The organism is Alkalicoccobacillus plakortidis (assembly GCF_023703085.1).
Classification (GTDB): Bacteria; Bacillota; Bacilli; order Bacillales; family Bacillaceae_D; genus Alkalicoccobacillus; species Alkalicoccobacillus plakortidis.
In genome coordinates this window covers 1,753,874-1,767,913 of record NZ_JAMQJY010000001.1, presented here as the reverse complement: position 1 = coordinate 1,767,913, position 14,040 = coordinate 1,753,874, and the positions used below count along the sequence as shown (strand labels likewise).

The following is a 14,040-nucleotide window of genomic DNA, read 5'->3' as shown; positions in this document are numbered from 1 at the left end:
GCAAGGAAAGTGGGAGGGTAATAGGTCCTAGATTTTCCTTTAAAGCGTTAAAGGTGAGTGAGACTACTGATTGCAAACAAAAATATGTTAGATGACATTATTACTCATACTTTGGACTCGGTTGGGACAAGCCGGGAAAAAATATTTGATATTGGAGAAACATCCAGACAGGAATATGAAACACTCCAAAGTCAGTTAAAGGATGTTCGGATTAAAGTAGCTGACATTATTGAGAAGCATGATAAAACAGAGATGCACTCTAAATTTGCCAGGAATCGATTAGCTGAAGTTAGTCGCGCTTTTAACCGATATAGTAGTGAAGAAGTTAGAGCAGTATATGAGCAGGCAAATGAATATCAAGTTCAATTAGCTGTTCTGCAACAAGAGGAAATGCAATTAAGAGAGAGAAGAGATGATATTGAAAGAAGATTAATTAATTTGAATGAAACCATTGAACATGCCGAGCAACTGGCTGTTCAAATGACGGTTGTGTACAATTTCTTAACGAGTGATTTGAAACAAGTAGGCGAAGCTCTTAAGGATGCCAGAGAAAAACAGGCATTTGGCTTACAGATTATCGAGGCGCAAGAAGAAGAGCGAAGAAGACTCTCTAGGGAAATTCATGATGGACCAGGCACAAACAATGGCAAATGTCCTTCTCCGTTCTGAGCTTGTTGAACGAGTTTTCTTGGAGGATGGTATGGATGCTGCGCTTGTTGAAATTAGGGATTTAAGAAAAATGGTGAAAGCATCACTTGCTGAGGTCAGAAGAATCATTTATGATCTTCGCCCAATGGCATTGGATGATTTAGGCCTTGTACCAACGTTATCAAAGTACTTAACTACATTTGAAGAACGTCATAACATTCCTGTTATCTTTCGCCATTTTGGACGAGAACATCGATTATCCCAACAATTTGAAGTTGCAATGTTCCGCCTCGTTCAAGAAGCGGTTCAGAATGCATCTAAGCATGCTGAACCGAAAGAAATACAAGTGAAAATTGAAATCAAACCATCAATGGTTATAATGATTATTAGAGATGATGGCAAAGGTTTTGATACTTCCCAACAAGTGGAAGGATCATTTGGTTTACTAGGAATGAAAGAACGAGTGAATATGTTAAAAGGTGAGTTGAAAATCCATTCGAAGTTAAAGGTTGGTACGACTGTTTTTATTCATATTCCAATTAACTAACACACCAACAAGAATATACACAAAAGTGCATGCTATTTAAAACAACTACTATTACTGGTTTTCAGAGAGGTGATACCATTGAATGAAACAGAACAAAAGAACATACGTATAGTCATCATTGATGACCACCAACTTTTTAGAGAAGGTGTTAAACGAATTCTTGCTTTAGAAAATAACTTTGAAGTGGTAGCGGATGGAGAAGATGGAGCCGATGCGGTTTCACTTGTGAGACAACATAGTCCTGATGTTATTCTAATGGATATTAATATGCCTAAGCTGAATGGCGTAGAGGCAACAAGAGATCTAGTTAAAGCATTTCCTCATGTTAAAGTTCTCATACTCTCAATTCATGATGACGAGACCTATGTGACTCACGTCTTAAAAACGGGAGCTTCAGGCTATCTATTAAAAGAAATGGATGCCGAAGCACTTATTGAAGCTGTGAAGGTTGTCGCTTCTGGTGGTGCGTACATCCATCCAAAGGTTACGCATAATCTTATTAAAGAATATCGTCGACTTGCAAAAGAAGATGAGGAGCATGAGGAATCGATTGGTTTTAGAGAAGTAGAATACCGAAAGCCTTTGCACATCCTTACTCGTCGTGAATGTGAAGTCTTACAATTAATGACGGATGGCCAAAGTAACCGAGCAATTGGCGAAACATTATATATAAGTGAAAAGACCGTTAAAAACCATGTAAGTAACATCTTACAAAAAATGAACGTAAACGACCGGACGCAAGCAGTAGTCGAAGCCATTAAAAAAGGTTATGTGGTTGTTAGGTAATGATTGAGAGAGAATTCATTTATTTAAATGGATTCTCTCTTTTTATTATTGATTGTCTTGAATCTATTCTAAAATCACGGTACATTAGGAAGAGATTAACATTGTTACATTAAAAGTGAGGAACCTTATGAAAAAAACAGCGATTGTTACAGACAGTACCGCATACATATCGGATGAAACGGCTAAGGAACAAGATATTCATATCATTCCCCTAAATGTAGTAATAGGGAACGAAGCCTATCAAGAGTTAGTAGATTTAGGCACGGAGCAATTTTATCAAGAGATGGCAGCAAAGTTACATTAAAAGTGAGGAACCTTATGAAAAAAACAGCGATTGTTACAGACAGTACCGCATACATATCGGATGAAACCGCTAAGGAACAAGATATTCATATCATTCCCCTAAATGTAGTAATAGGGAACGAAGCCTATCAAGAGCTAGTTGATTTAGGCACGGAGCAATTTTATCAAGAGATGGCAGCAAATGAAGTGTTACCAACTACTTCACAGCCGGCAATCGGGAACTTTGTCCAGTTATTTGAATCATTGGCGAAGGACGGATATGAAGAAATTATTTCGATTCACTTATCATCTAAAATAAGTGGAACGTACCAAACAGCTCTTAGTGCTGATGATATGGTGGAAGGTGTCGAGATTTTAGGGTTTGATACCGAAATAAGCTGTGCGCCTCAATCTTATTTTGTCTTAGAGGCAGCGCGGCTAGCAAGAGACGGACAAACAGCAGCAGAGATTATCAAGCATTTACAAGATCTTAAACAACGTGTGATGGCGTATTTTATGGTGGATGATCTGAATCATTTGCACCGTGGTGGACGATTAAGTGGTGCACAGCGAATCGTAGGCAATATGTTAAAAATCAAGCCGATCCTTCAATTTGTTGAAGGAGAAATTGTCCCTTATGAAAAAGTACGTACAGAGAAAAAAGCACTCTCTCGAATCTTTGATCTGTTAAAAGAGGATGCAGACTCTCGCAAAGTAACAGAAATAACCGTTATTCATGCAAACCGTATAGAAAAAGCACAGGAAATAGTATCAATGCTTAAAGGGATACACACAGATATCCCGATCTCTATCAGTTTCTTTGGGCCAGTAATCGGTACACATCTAGGAGAAGGTAGCATTGGGATCTGCTGCAGTAACCATGTATTTAGGAGTGTGAAGTCTTTGCCTGATCATAAACTAGTAAACGTACCATGGGAGCCTCTACGCCGGTTTTTAGCCGGCCGTAGGCTCACACAAAAAGAAATCCCCTTTCCTCAAAGTATCCTCGAAGAACATGAACTTGCCGGATACATTCAACACACTCAAGGTCTCACAAGTTCTCCTCATCATATGTGCAAACGCTGTGGCAACAAAGACCCCTCATTATTTGGCCGATTCAACTCACCTCTTAAACAAGAACACATCTACTATTGCCGTCACTGCTTAGCACTTGGTAAAATCTCCTCCACGACACGTCTCTATACATGGAAAGCTCCAACTCCAACGTACGTCATTCCTTCTAAACCCCTTCAATGGACAGGTACACTCTCAACAGGGCAAAGTAATGCCTCTAATCAAGTGATAAAAGCTATTCAAGAGAATTCTTCGATTTTAGTCTGGGCAGTATGTGGAGCTGGAAAAACAGAAGTACTTTTTCATGGTATTGAGGCCGCCTTATTAGCAGGAAAGAGAGTACTTCTAGCCACACCTAGAACAGATGTAGTCAAAGAGCTAGCTCCCCGGTTTAAAAAAGCCTTTCCTGAAGTCAAACAGGCTGCGTTGTACGGCGGACATACAAAAGAAGATACGTCTGCTCCCCTCATTTTGGCCACCACTCACCAAGTGATGCGATTTTATCAAGCTTTTGATGTTGTGATTGTGGATGAAGTCGACGCCTTTCCGTATACATTTGATCCAAGTTTAAAGTATGGTGTGTTGCAAGCTAAGAAAACGGATGCTTGTGAGGTTTATCTTAGCGCCACGCCTTCAAAGGAATTAAGAAATGAGGCGAACCTTAGAGTTGTGCGTATTCCAAGGCGTTATCATGGGTATGACCTTCCTGTTCCACGAATGGTTTGGTGTGGAAACTGGAAAAAAGCGCTACAAAAAGAGAGGGTACCAAAAGTCGTGATGCAATGGATTATTGAACATGTTAATCAAAGAACACCAGCATTGCTCTTTGTACCTTCCATCTATGTTCTTGATCAAGTATCAGCTGTATTAACGACACACCAGATTCGTCATGCGGCGGTTCATTCAGCATCAGAAGATCGACATACGCATATTGAATCGTTTAGAGCGGCTAGATTGCCGCTGCTTATCACAACGACCATATTAGAGAGAGGTATTACGATTCCACGAGTGGATATTGCGGTACTCGGTGCAGAAGCAGATTTGTTTACGGAATCAGCACTTGTGCAAATTTCCGGAAGAGTAGGCAGAGATCATTTGGCACCAACAGGAGATGCTGTGTTTTTTCATTATGGTAAGACCTTAGCTATGCAAGCTGCAATCAATCACATTAGGAAAATGAATGAGGAAGAGGTGCAAGCATGACACGCTGTTTAAAGTGTTTGGATTCTTTTTATGAACGGCCGAGCTGGTCTCACATTCTGATGAATAAACAACCAAGCTACCTCTGTTATAAGTGCGAGGAGAAAATAGAATGTATTAATGGTCCGAGGTGTCTTTCCTGCTCACGCTCGTTAGACAAACTAAGCAAACGACTACAAAAGGATAGTCTATGCTTTGATTGTATTAGATGGGACAAAAGGGTTGAGACAAAAGATCTACTTGAGAGAAACTACTCCTTGCTTTTTTATAACGAGTTTTTGAAGGAGTGGTTTGCCCAATTTAAGTTTAATGGCGATGCTGTAGCTGCACGATATTTTTCTTCAATCCTCTATAAACAATACCAACGACATTATCAAGAATATACTGTAGCAGCAATACCTTTAAGTGAAAGAAGTTTAGAAGAACGTGAATTTAATCAAGTCGAATTGTTGATAGAAAGTTGGAGGTGTAACACCATGACATTAGGTAGAATTGATCGAGAAAAACAAAGCAAAAAATCAAGAAACGATCGGATCTTGCTTGTTCAAGATAGTCCTTTTTATGTAGAAGAAATCGCTGAAAAAGACCTATTAAATAAAGTAGTGTTAATAGACGATATTTATACTACAGGCACAACCGTGCGACAAGCCGCTAAAACATTAAAAAAAGCAGGTGCACAAACGGTCGCATCTTTGACCGTAGCCAGGTAAGATGTAAGTAAGGGAGAGGTATTCATGGGTGAGTTAGCGAACTGTTCGGAATGCGGGTCTTTGTTTGTTCAGACTCTTCGTCCTTTATGTACCTCCTGTTATCGCAAGCAGGAAGAAGACTATAAAAAGGTTTCATTATACATGAGGCAAAAGAAAAATAGAATGGCTACCTTACTGGATGTATGTGAACATACAGAAGTAGAGGAGCGCCGGGTTCGTCAATTTATTCGTGAAGGACGACTCATAGTAACATCCTTTCCAAACCTGGGGTATCCATGCGAGTCCTGTGGAAAAATGATACAGATGAACCGAATCTGTTCTACTTGTAAACGTGAATTAGAGGAAGAGTTGGATTCTCTAAAAGGGAAACAGCCACAAGATAAAGAAGTAACCGATAAACAAGCAACGCAGAGCCGATTAAATCAGTTTCTTTGATCGAATAAGGAAAGAGAGGGAAATTAAATGAAAATTAATCCATACTCAACGATCCAGTCGGCGTCATCACCACGAACAAAACCGTCGTCTCAAGAGGAGCTTATGACTTCTAAAGAAAAAAAAGATAAGATCGAAATATCATCTGAAGCCCTTGATTTGCAATTAAGCAAACAAGAAGATGCAAAAAGAGCGGCGAGAGTAGAAGAACTTAAGAAACAAATAGAGTCTGGTGAATATCAAGTGAATGCTAAAAAAACAGCAGAGAGATTCTATGATTATTGGAAACAGTAGGAGAGGATTATGATGTCTACACAACATCTCGTAACTACTATGACTGAACTGGTTGACTTACATGAACAGTTAAACCAGTTAGCTGACCAGAAAAAAGAATGTTTGATTAAACAAAACACAATAGAACTTGAAGCGCTTGTTCGGAATGAAACAAAGCTTGTTCATCGAATGCAGGTGACGGAATCAATTCGTATGAAAGCGGTAACCGACCTGCTTGATTCAAAGGATCTACCAACTGATCAGCATACCTTCTCTATGGTGCTTGACCAAATTAATGGTGAAGAAAAATCGCTTTTAACCGATGTATATAATGAGTTAACTGAATTAGTCTTTCAGGTAAAAGCTAAAAATGATCAAAATCAACTACTCATTCAGGATGCGCTTCAGTATGTTCATGTTTCACTCGATTTATTGGCGCCGTCAGCTGAAGATTTTCAATATACAGCAGATCATCAAGGTTCAGATAAAGGAATCGGACGATCATTATTTGATTCAAAAGCTTAGAGAAATAAGGAGGCACGCATGTCATCAACTTTTTTTGGATTAGAAACGGCCAGACGTGGAATTAATGCTCAGCGTTATGGCTTACAAACAACAAGCCATAATATAGCCAACGCAAATACACAAGGTTACTCACGACAAAGGGTGAACCTAAACCCGACCACTGCCTTTCCAACTGCTGGAATGAACCAACCATCCATCCCTGGTCAAATTGGAACTGGTGTTGAGGGTGGTTCAATTCAACGTATACGAGATCAGTTTTTGGACGTACAATTTCGTAGCAGAGCAGCCGATTCAGGTTTTTGGCATGCTTCTTATAAAAGCTTTGAACGTATGGAGGATATTTTTAACGAATCCTTTAAAACGCCTGAATCTGAAGCACAATCAAGTAATATCTCAAAACAATTGAATCAGTTCTGGAATGCATGGAGTGATCTTGCATCTGGAAAAGAAAGCAAAAGCGTCTTAAAAGAAGAAGCAAACACCATTGCTGAAAGCTTTAATAGTGTGGCACGGGATTTAGTTGAAACAAGAGGACAAATTAAAGAAGAGATAGATGCTACACAAAGAGAAATTAATTCTCTTTTGGACTCGATTAATGAAATAAATGTGCAAATACGTGGTGTTGAACCTCATGGATATGTACCTAATGATTTATATGATAGACAGGATGCTTTAATAGATCAGCTATCAAATTTAATTGATATAACGGTTACTCGATCACCAAGTGGTGGACAAGCTAGCAAGGTAGCAGAGGGTGCTGCGACTATCACGATGCGTGGAGCAGACGGTTCAAGAACGGAACTTGTCACGTACAACGATCCTTCTAACGTAGCATCCTTCTCCATTAATTATAATGATTCCGATTTTGAAGAGGTTTCGAGTATGACTGTAACAAAAGGCACAGAAACAACAACCCTTGACGCAGGTGATCTTGCTAAAGGGGAATGGTCCGGATTAATAAAAGCATTTGGTTATTTAGAGGACAGCACCGATCCAAATTCAATTGAAGGCGATTATGTGTGGGCTTTAAATCAACTAAAAGATGTGACGCAGGCTTTTGCTCGTGAAGTAAATGCCGTTCATTCCATTGGATATAAGGAACCAAATGCAGGTGGACAAATGGAGTTAGGTGGAGATTTCTTTACTTTCTCAGATGATGGAATTCCTTTTTCTCTTACGGTAAATGAAGAGATTTTGGCTAACACAGATAACATTGCTTCACTAGGGGTAAATCTAGATTCGCTTGTTGATAAAACAGCGTATCAGGAGTTACTTAAGCAGAGTCCACTTGATTATACGGCCATCCAAGCTTTTCTTTCGAATGATAACAACTTTAAAGATGGAACACCAAAAGCGATAACTGGAAACCATACAAATGCTCAATTAATCTCAGAGATAAGGGATGTAAAAGTTTCATTTGGTACGGAATCAAAACAAATCGGAACTTTTTATCGCGATTTTGTTGGTCAAATGGGTAGCAAAGGGAAACAAGCAGCACAAAACTATGTAAATTCTGATTTACTCTTATTCTCAATTGATAGCAGACGCCAAGAAGTCAGCAACGTCTCTATGGATGAGGAATTAACAATGATGATTCAATACCAGCATGCTTATAACGCAGCAGCAAGAAGTATTACGGTTGCAGATGAAATGTTGGATCGAATCATTAATGGTATGGGTGTAGTAGGACGATAAGAGAGGAGGTTGAATAATGAGAGTCACTCAACAAATGCTATCAGCTAACACGATGAGGTATATTAACCAAGGGTATAACCAACTAGGCAAGCTGCAAGACCAGTTAACAACAGGTAAACGGATTACGCGAGTGTCACAGGACCCGGTTATTGCGATGAAAGGTCTTCAACATCGTCAGGCTTCATCAGAAATAGGTCAATTTAAACGAAATATTAGTGAAGCCCAGAACTGGCTCGACCATTCAGAGGGTGTACTAGATCAGGGTTCTCAGATCTTAAAACGTATCTCTGAACTTGCTGTGCAGGCATCAAATGATACATATGATGAAGGTCAACGAGAAAATATAGCCAAGGAAATTGGTCAACTGAAACAATATATGCAAGACTTAGGCAATTCGAAGGTAGATAATCGGTATTTGTTTAACGGAGCAAACACAGATAAAGCACCGATTATGAAGGATGCCATTATGGAGGCAGGGGTTGGTCCACTAGAGAGAGGAGCGGCTCCCGAAGATTTCACCATTGTATATAATGGGCAGAATTTCCGCTATCTTGAGGGAGAAAATGGTGAATTCACCTTTCAGGATGTGCGCCAATTTGGAGAGAACATTGACGAAGAGGATCGAGTTCTACTGACGATTCGTACCACAGAGGATGATGGACCGACAGTTACATTTACCAGTCCAGAAGCTGGAGGAATTTCAACAAACGTAGAACTGAGTCAAGTAGCAACTATTGAAAATCGTGCAGTATCTCAGAATACACAGGACGTTACAATAGAGGTGAACAAAGGCATTAAGATCCCTGTTAATGTTCAAGGTAGTGATCTCTTTTCTGCTTCTCTTTTTGGGGATATCACTCGATTAGAAGCGGCACTAAAGGATCCAAACACAACAGGTAGCGACCTCTCTGGTTATATTACGGACATTGATAATCACCACGCAACGTTTGTCTCGGAGCGCTCTGAAGTGGGTGTTCGTCTAAATCGAATTGACATGATGGTCACAAGACTTGAAGATCAAGACGTTAATTTGAAAAAAATGATGACGAATAATGAAGATGTTGATATAGAAGAAACTATCATGAACTTGGTTATGGCGGAAAATGTTAATCGAGTTGCGCTTGCTTCAGGTGCCCGAATTATGCAGCCGTCCCTTATGGATTTTTTAAGGTAAGCTAGTCCGATGATCACAAGTCAAGTTCACATTCATTCAACAGATGCTAAGATCGGTATGCAGTCTGTGCGCCCTCCAATGAACATAGATCAAGGTGCAGCGGACCTCTCTATTCGTAAAAGCGGTTCAGATTATCTCAGTATCAGTCAAGAGGCAGCAAGCTTATATATCGACCAATCAAAAGCATTTGCTGAGGCGAATTTAAAAAGTGTTACACAGCTAGCGGCAGATTGGGCGGCAAAGGGACGTGCTTCCGTTCAACAATATGCTGGTTCAAAGGCAGAAGAAGGCAATCAACTTGCAAAAATAGAGCGAGGAGTGACGGTCGCTCAACTGGCTCAGCAAAAGAGTCAGCAGATGCCTGCAATGAGCAATATTGCGTATATGCCACATTCCATTGATCGAGTGCGCATTCAAGTGCAGCCAGGCAGACTTGATATTCAGGCTCCAACTGCCAAAATGGAGATTAATGCAACACCACACCCTGTAAAAATTGGTATACCTAAATGGAACGTGAATACTTATACGATGCAAAAGCCCTCGCTCTCCTTCTCAGTAGAGACGAGTTCTTGAATGTGAAAAAGCAGCCGCGGGAACGGCTGCTTTTCTTCTATTCAAACCGATGTCCGAGTATGAAGAATATTAAAAAAATTAAATTCGGACGACTACTGCAACTTACAGGCCCTAGAGGATGGAAAGATAAAAATTTGATGCAACTTCGTAAGCAGCTTCGGCTTCAACCTGTAAGTTATCAAACATATAAGGATACCTAGCGTTACCTATCACCCTCTCAAAAGATAACGTCGAATCAGGTGGCGTTGATTCGCTATTAGCATTTGTAGAGGGAAAATGGGTATACACTGAATTCGCAAATCTGACTAGTATTGGCAACTTGATTAAAGGTTTTAATGTTTATGCAATGGACTGGGTCGTAGATGATAATTCCACAAAAATTTATGAGTTGAGAGTTGACTCTGTCTAATGAGGAAAAAGCTTTAGACAGACTATGAATAAATTGTGGACGATGATAAAAGTCTTTTTTTACATGAACTAGAGCCTGCAGAGAGTTTTCTTGTTGTTCACACTGAATCAATAATTGGGAGTGTTCATAATAGTAGTCTGCGAGTGAGGGCTCTAACCTTTCGCCAGTCAAAATCGGCATTGCCTCATATGAATAGATTGAACTTGGAGTATGCCAGGTTAAATACGTACAATGTAGTTTTTGGTTTGATAGTGGGGATTTTGACACGAGGTATACTCCTTTGGAATTACGATTTATGCAGGGCTATAGTAATAGTTTCTACATAAGCCGCCAAAACCCTTCAACTTTTTCGAAAAAATATACATTTTTTGTTTCGGGTTCAATTCTATTTACAATTCAAAAAGAAAAAGTAATGATTTTTCTTGATTCATCAGTGCGGAACTCCCTATACTTAAGAGAAAACATGTCTAAAAAGGATGAGATAAATGAACATTCACTCTAAATACTTTGGTGAGATTTCGATTCATGAAAATGAACAGATTATAATTCCAGCAGGTCTTCCTGCTTTTGAGGATCAAAAAAAATACGTACTGTTACCTTTTGATGAAGGAACTCCGTTTTTTGTTTTACAGTCAACAGAGAAACCTGAAGTAGCTTTTATTACAGTGTCTCCATTTCAATATATTCCGGATTACCAGTTAGAGCTTTCTGATTCAACGATTAAACAATTAAAGATACAGAAAGAAGAAGATGTTGCTGTATATGTGCTGTTGACCGTTCAAGATCCATTTGAACAAACAACTGCAAACTTACAGGCGCCAGTTATTGTTAATACTCATTCAAAAATTGGAAAGCAAGTATTCACGAATGAATCGATCTACCATACAAAACATGCCATCTTTAAGCCAGTGCACCAGAAGGAGGTTAAATGATGCTTGTATTAACACGTAAGAAAAATGAGCATATCCAAATTGGAGAAGATATTGAGATCTCAATTTTAGCTATAGAAGGCGATCAGATTAAAATTGGAATTCAAGCGCCACGTCATATTGATATTCATAGAAAAGAAATTTATATAACAATACAACAAGAAAATGCAGAGGCAGTAAATGAATTTTCATTTGACCAATTAAAAGAAGTACTTCCTAAGCTATAAGTAGATACATGATTCTTCACCTTTTTGTTTCTTTTGCCGATAAAGTCAATGAGATGAGAACAAGACATTTGCAAATTTAAACGACGAGGAGAATATTATGGACATTCAACCAACTTCACCAACAATACCTGACGTAAATCGTGCTCAAGCGGTAGTCAAAGCTAATCACCAACAAAAGCCAGTTGGACAGTTTGATCCAAAACCGCCATTCGGTAATCAAGAAAAGGCACTAAATGATGTAGAGAACCAGATTGAGAGTATGAATGATCTACTTAGTACAACACCAACCTCTATTAAATTTAACATGCATAAGGATTTGGATCGTATATATGTGCAAGTGGTGGACCTTCAGACGAAAGAAGTAGTAAAAGAGATCCCACCTGAAGAATTTTTGGATATGGTAGCCTCAATGTTGAAAAACGCAGGATTAATTGTAGATGAAAGAGTGTGATGAGAGCGAATTGAACGTTGCTCTCTTTTTTTGCGGCCGGCTAAATCATCATAAGATAGAAACCGATATAAGCTATAGAGATTAATTAAATTCGAGGTGAAGTATAAATGATGCGTCTAAGTGGAATGGCCACGGGTATGGACATCGACCAGATTGTAAAAGACTTAATGAGAGCAGAACGTATGCCACTTGATAAAATAGTAAAAACACAGTCCAAATTAGAATGGAAAATGGAAGATTACCGTGAGATCAACTTAAAGCTCCGTACATTCAGTGACTCGATTTTTGATACGTTAATGAGAAGTTCTGTCATGAAAAAAGAAAAGTAGAAAGTTCTAACTCTAGCCTAGTTACAGCTACTGCTAGTTCTAATATAGGGAATACGTCATTTACGCTATCGAAAGTTTCGAAGCTAGCAACGTCTGCGACAAATTCAAGTTCTTCTTCAATTATTAAGGTTGGAGAAGGTACAAAATCCTCTACTTCAACGTTAAAAGATTTGGATAATTCTTTTACTACAGGTGTTGAATGGGAGTCAGGTGGAATTAGAACGGAGAGAATTTCTCTTGATTCTGGAACTACTGAAGCCGAACTAAAAGTTGCACCCACGGATTTAAATGCTGTGGTGGTGAAAGTGAACGGAAAAACGATGGATGTTGTAACAGATGCGAATGCTGAACTAAATGATGGACAGGTACGTATAGATGATACAGGCAAGATGACTTTTGCCAAAGCATCAACAGGCAAAACAACTGTTGATGTTACGTATGCTGCTGATCATTCAGAGAAGTCATTTACGTATACCACACCTGCTGAGGGTGCGAAATCAAAGCTGTCGTATAGTATTGGAGTTAAGAATGTTCATGATGTTAAAATCATTGGGGCGAGTGGAGAAGAGTACACAGCTGAAGTTAATCAATCGACTGGACAACTAATATTTTCTGAAGGACAAGAACCTAAAGAAAACTTCACAGTTGAATATAAACAGAACTACACAACGGCCGGTGTAGATACGGTAGATGCTAATGGTGAAACGGTTAGAGGGCGATTTATTTTCACGGATTCTCAGACGCTTGATTCGGTAATGAAAAGCTTTAACGATTCGAATGCTGGAGTGAATATGTTCTGGGATGACCATAGTGGTAGAATCTCCGTAACACGCAAGGACACAGGGGTTTATAATGAAGGTGGACCCGAAATGTCATTTGTCGGCGGTTTGATGACAAATACGTTTAGTCTAGATGGTGAAGAAACAGCAGGAACAAATGCTACCTTCACAGTAAATGGACTTGAGACAGAGCGTCGAACAAATTCCTTTACGATCAGTGGAATGACCGTTACTTTAAAAGATACCTTTGATCAAGAGGTTGTTCTGAATGCATCAACTGATGTAGATTCTGTTGTCGATACGATTAAAGAGTTTGTCAAACAATATAATGAATTACTTGATCATGTAAATGGAAAGCTGACTGAATCACGGAATCGTGATTTTGAACCATTAACAGAAGAAGAACGAGATGGATTGTCTGAGAAAGAAGCGGAGCGCTTGGATGAGAAAGCAAGAGCCGGGCACCTTCGAAATGATCCATTACTCAGAGGTAGCTTTGATCAATTGAGACAAGGATTGTATCAATCTGTTTCAACAGGAACAGACAGTGAATTCTCCCAACTTGCAACAATAGGCATTACGACATCAAGTGATTATATGTCTAGAGGGAAACTAGAAATTAATGAAGATAAACTAAGAGCAGCGATTGAGAAGGATCCAGATGGAGTTTTTGATCTATTTAATGCAGATGGAGAAACATCTGGTGAACAAGGTTTAGCCAGAAGATTGCGTAGCTCAATTTCAACTACGGTTGACTCTATTTCCAAACGAGCTGGTGGCGCAGGTTATGCACAAAGTCATCAATTTACAATTGGTAGAGAATTAAACGATATTGAAAAACGGATCCAAACATTTGAGATGAGACTAGAACAAAAAGAGAAACGGTATTGGGCACAATTTAATGCCATGGAAGCGGCTGTTCAACGAGCAAACAATCAAGGTGATATGCTCATGTCACAGCTAATGGGTAATGGCTAAAAAGAAACAGAGCTGAAAG

General features: G+C 39.2%; 16 protein-coding genes and 1 pseudogene. 16 read left to right on the top strand and 1 reads right to left on the bottom strand.

Annotated elements, in window-relative coordinates:
* The first annotated feature begins 84 nt into the window (after positions 1–84).
* The 15 genes and pseudogenes from NDM98_RS09515 (at position 85) to NDM98_RS09440 (ending at position 12,264) form a co-directional block, all read left to right on the top strand.
* Positions 85–1,195: pseudogene (locus NDM98_RS09515) on the top strand (sensor histidine kinase).
* A 78-nt stretch (positions 1,196–1,273) separates the two neighbouring features.
* The gene (locus tag NDM98_RS09510; RefSeq protein ID WP_251606786.1) at positions 1,274–1,981 is read left to right on the top strand and encodes a response regulator transcription factor; all 708 of its coding nucleotides are present in this window, start codon (positions 1,274–1,276) and stop codon (positions 1,979–1,981) included.
* A gap of 127 nt (positions 1,982–2,108) precedes the next feature.
* Complete coding sequence (locus tag NDM98_RS09505) at positions 2,109–2,285, top strand: DegV family protein (protein ID WP_251606783.1); 177 nt, start codon at positions 2,109–2,111, stop codon at positions 2,283–2,285.
* Positions 2,286–2,299: 14 nt separating this feature from the next.
* Positions 2,300–4,540 carry a fatty acid kinase binding subunit FakB gene (fakB, locus tag NDM98_RS23990; RefSeq protein WP_307728763.1) on the top strand — a complete coding sequence of 747 codons (2,241 nt, stop codon included), beginning with the start codon at positions 2,300–2,302 and terminating at the stop codon, positions 4,538–4,540.
* 275 nt (positions 4,541–4,815) lie between these two features.
* A complete protein-coding gene (locus tag NDM98_RS09490) occupies positions 4,816–5,247 on the top strand; it encodes a ComF family protein (RefSeq protein WP_251606776.1) in 432 nt (143 codons plus the stop codon).
* Positions 5,248–5,271: 24 nt separating this feature from the next.
* Positions 5,272–5,682: a TIGR03826 family flagellar region protein gene (locus tag NDM98_RS09485; RefSeq protein WP_251606768.1), complete on the top strand. Its 411-nt coding sequence runs from the start codon at positions 5,272–5,274 to the stop codon at positions 5,680–5,682.
* Positions 5,683–5,709: 27 nt separating this feature from the next.
* A complete protein-coding gene (gene flgM / locus NDM98_RS09480) occupies positions 5,710–5,973 on the top strand; it encodes a flagellar biosynthesis anti-sigma factor FlgM (protein ID WP_251606764.1) in 264 nt (87 codons plus the stop codon).
* A gap of 9 nt (positions 5,974–5,982) precedes the next feature.
* Entirely contained in the window at positions 5,983–6,477 is a 495-nt protein-coding gene (locus NDM98_RS09475) for a flagellar protein FlgN (RefSeq protein ID WP_251606760.1), read from the top strand.
* Between the two features lie 18 nt (positions 6,478–6,495).
* Positions 6,496–8,172, top strand: a complete 1,677-nt coding sequence (flgK, locus tag NDM98_RS09470) for a flagellar hook-associated protein FlgK (protein WP_251606757.1) — start codon at positions 6,496–6,498, stop codon at positions 8,170–8,172.
* Positions 8,173–8,188: 16 nt separating this feature from the next.
* The gene (gene flgL / locus NDM98_RS09465) at positions 8,189–9,346 is read left to right on the top strand and encodes a flagellar hook-associated protein FlgL (protein ID WP_251606754.1); all 1,158 of its coding nucleotides are present in this window, start codon (positions 8,189–8,191) and stop codon (positions 9,344–9,346) included.
* Positions 9,347–9,355: 9 nt separating this feature from the next.
* On the top strand, positions 9,356–9,919 hold the full coding sequence (locus NDM98_RS09460; protein WP_251606751.1) for a DUF6470 family protein: 564 nt from the start codon (positions 9,356–9,358) through the stop codon (positions 9,917–9,919).
* Positions 9,920–10,813: 894 nt separating this feature from the next.
* The gene (gene fliW, locus NDM98_RS09455; RefSeq protein WP_251606748.1) at positions 10,814–11,260 is read left to right on the top strand and encodes a flagellar assembly protein FliW; all 447 of its coding nucleotides are present in this window, start codon (positions 10,814–10,816) and stop codon (positions 11,258–11,260) included.
* Entirely contained in the window at positions 11,260–11,484 is a 225-nt protein-coding gene (gene csrA, locus NDM98_RS09450; RefSeq protein WP_251609056.1) for a carbon storage regulator CsrA, read from the top strand. The genes fliW and csrA overlap by 1 nt, the downstream gene beginning before the upstream one ends.
* Before the next feature lie 97 nt (positions 11,485–11,581).
* The gene (locus NDM98_RS09445) at positions 11,582–11,935 is read left to right on the top strand and encodes a flagellar protein FlaG (protein WP_251606745.1); all 354 of its coding nucleotides are present in this window, start codon (positions 11,582–11,584) and stop codon (positions 11,933–11,935) included.
* A 107-nt stretch (positions 11,936–12,042) separates the two neighbouring features.
* Positions 12,043–12,264, top strand: a complete 222-nt coding sequence (locus NDM98_RS09440) for a flagellar cap protein FliD N-terminal domain-containing protein (protein WP_251606742.1) — start codon at positions 12,043–12,045, stop codon at positions 12,262–12,264.
* Here the strand turns inward: NDM98_RS09440 and NDM98_RS09435 are convergent.
* The gene (locus tag NDM98_RS09435; RefSeq protein WP_251606739.1) at positions 12,245–12,544 is read right to left on the bottom strand and encodes a hypothetical protein; all 300 of its coding nucleotides are present in this window, start codon (positions 12,542–12,544) and stop codon (positions 12,245–12,247) included. The two genes, NDM98_RS09440 and NDM98_RS09435, sit on opposite strands and share 20 nt — an antisense overlap.
* Positions 12,545–12,569: 25 nt before the next feature.
* Between NDM98_RS09435 and fliD the strand changes: the two genes are divergently transcribed.
* Complete coding sequence (gene fliD, locus NDM98_RS23985; protein ID WP_251606736.1) at positions 12,570–14,021, top strand: flagellar filament capping protein FliD; 1,452 nt, start codon at positions 12,570–12,572, stop codon at positions 14,019–14,021.
* Positions 14,022–14,040: the final 19 nt, after the last annotated feature.